Genomic DNA, 2,025 nt, shown 5'->3' on the forward strand with positions numbered 1-2,025 from the left:
GGATGAGTTGCCGGAGAAATCCGTGCATCAGGCTACAGAAAGATTACAGAGAATGGGTGCTATCGACGCAAGCCACGCCATTACAGAACATGGAAAAATACTCTATCCGTTACCCATTGATGCCTTGTATGCCGATTTGCTGACTCGTTTGCCAACCAAGGCGTTGAGGGAAGCCATGGTCGATCTTAGTGCTGTCCTGTGTACACCAGCGAGACTTTTCAAACTGCCAGATGGTGAAGAAAAAAGAGAAAAGCTGGATCAATGGGAGTCAAGAGGATGCGATGCTCTAACGCTAATTAAATTGATTCGCGGAGAACAATGCGATGCTTTGACTGTGGATCAGCAAGTACTTTCAGAAGCACAAGCGTTGGCTAGGCAGATGAGAGAGGCGCTTTCTCTTCCAGAACTTGATGTTGCTTCGCGGTTCAACATAGCCGAGTTTACTTCCGGGATCGCCAGCCTACATCCAGAGCTTGTTTTTGTCAGACGGGAAAAGCGACGTCAGGCGCTAGGGAATGGTTACAGTGAGCTGGCAGTCGGTCGCGATTCCCGTTTCCCCGATAAAGAAGAAGCAGCAGTAGTACTTGATCAGCACAGTATTCCCGGCAGAGGAGTAAAACAGACACTCAACCTAGCGACCATAATGTTGCCGCTCGCGCTGAAAGAAATTGAAAAGCTAGAGTTGGGAGAATGGGAAGAAGGCGAAACCCTAGAGCAAGATGGTGAAATTCTTATTCGTTCTCAGTACCAATATGCGGGCAGAACCATTTGCGAAAAGCTGTCTGTTCCACAAGGGCTCGCTTCTGTGACCAATGCGATATTGAGTGGAAAAATCTGGGAAGGATTCGCCGACAAACTTCGGGCTGATATTGATGCGTGGAATCTCTATAAAGCGTTAGGAAGAGCAGAGTCACCATTTGAAGTTGAAAGCCCGGAAAGCTGGCTAACTGAACAACTGTCTGATCTTGGTGTTGAATCATTAGAAGACATGGAGTTGCTTGATCAGGAAGACATAGCATTTGAAGGCATTCCCTATTGGGAACGAGAAGATTTCGACAGCGAATTTCCAACCTGGCTGAATATTGGCGATTTGCAACTGACAGTTGAATACTTTGCGGCAAGAAAACTCGTCCATGTCGTATACGCACAAGGCTTACGTAAAGGTGATCCCAAGCGCTGGGAATTGCCAAGATGGAGCGGCTGGCGTGTTCAGTATCGCAAAGCCAGCCGGGTCGTGGATATTAAAAACTAGCTTTGGTCCAAAATTGGTAAACTGACAATAGATTAAAGGTGAACCCCCGTATCACAATCATTTCAACTATGTTCATATGTTGTAAATAACCCTACTTTTTTATAGCCTTTTCTAAGGAAATATAGCTATAACAGATGATTGTTTTATATCATATTGATATATGTAGATTTGTGGTTGATAGTGATGTTAGAGCCAACTCGATCTATGTCAGTTGGTAAAGACGCTTAGTTTTCGCTTGGTAAGCGTCTTTTGTTATCTACCCAAGCCTCTTGAGGTTACTTGGGTAATAAGCCGCTTCTATGGTTAAATCGACCCATGAAGCGTGAAATCAATTTGCATGTTTTAGTATTCTGAGTGTCGGGGGGCATCATGGATAAACAAGAAACGGCAGATATTGTGTTTGACTACACCACATTCTTAGGTGTGGTTTGCCGGAGAAAATGGACTTTTATCGAAGCCATGCAATCTTTTGCGCCCATTTTTGGAGTGGTCTGGAAAGACAGTCTGAATCAGCTTCAGTCGCCTCAGGACCGGATCTGGGATCAGGCGTTGACTTCTTTATCTGCACAGAACAGTGATGAAACCAACCTTATTCGATTGGTGAAGCTCGCCAGAGCAGAGGGCATCGGTAAAATTACATTGATCATGCCTTACGAGCTAGAACCGGATCAGAAAGTGAATATCGGAAAAAAAGGTCACGCTAAAATTACAGACCTACAGGAAGATGAGTTTCTGATTGAATTGGAAACGGTGTAGAAAAAGCGAGCCAATGG

At 44.9% G+C, this 2,025-nt stretch carries 1 protein-coding gene and 1 pseudogene; both read left to right on the forward strand.

All coding sequences use genetic code 11. The features are described 5' to 3' along the window. A pseudogene (locus RH89_RS14565) lies at nt 1–1,252 on the forward strand (ATP-dependent RNA helicase); the annotation flags it as partial. 369 nt (nt 1,253–1,621) lie between these two features. Then, on the forward strand, nt 1,622–2,008 hold the full coding sequence (locus tag RH89_RS14570; protein WP_004403387.1) for a hypothetical protein: 387 nt from the start codon (nt 1,622–1,624) through the stop codon (nt 2,006–2,008). Nucleotides 2,009–2,025: the final 17 nt, after the last annotated feature.

The sequence above is a fragment of the Vibrio nigripulchritudo ATCC 27043 genome (assembly GCF_000222685.1).
Lineage (GTDB): Bacteria > Pseudomonadota > Gammaproteobacteria > Enterobacterales > Vibrionaceae > Vibrio > Vibrio nigripulchritudo.

Coding starts and splice junctions, on each gene's coding strand:
- RH89_RS14570 (WP_004403387.1), top strand. CDS start 1,622: ATGGATAAACAAGAAACGGCAGATATTGTGTTTGACTACACCACATTC.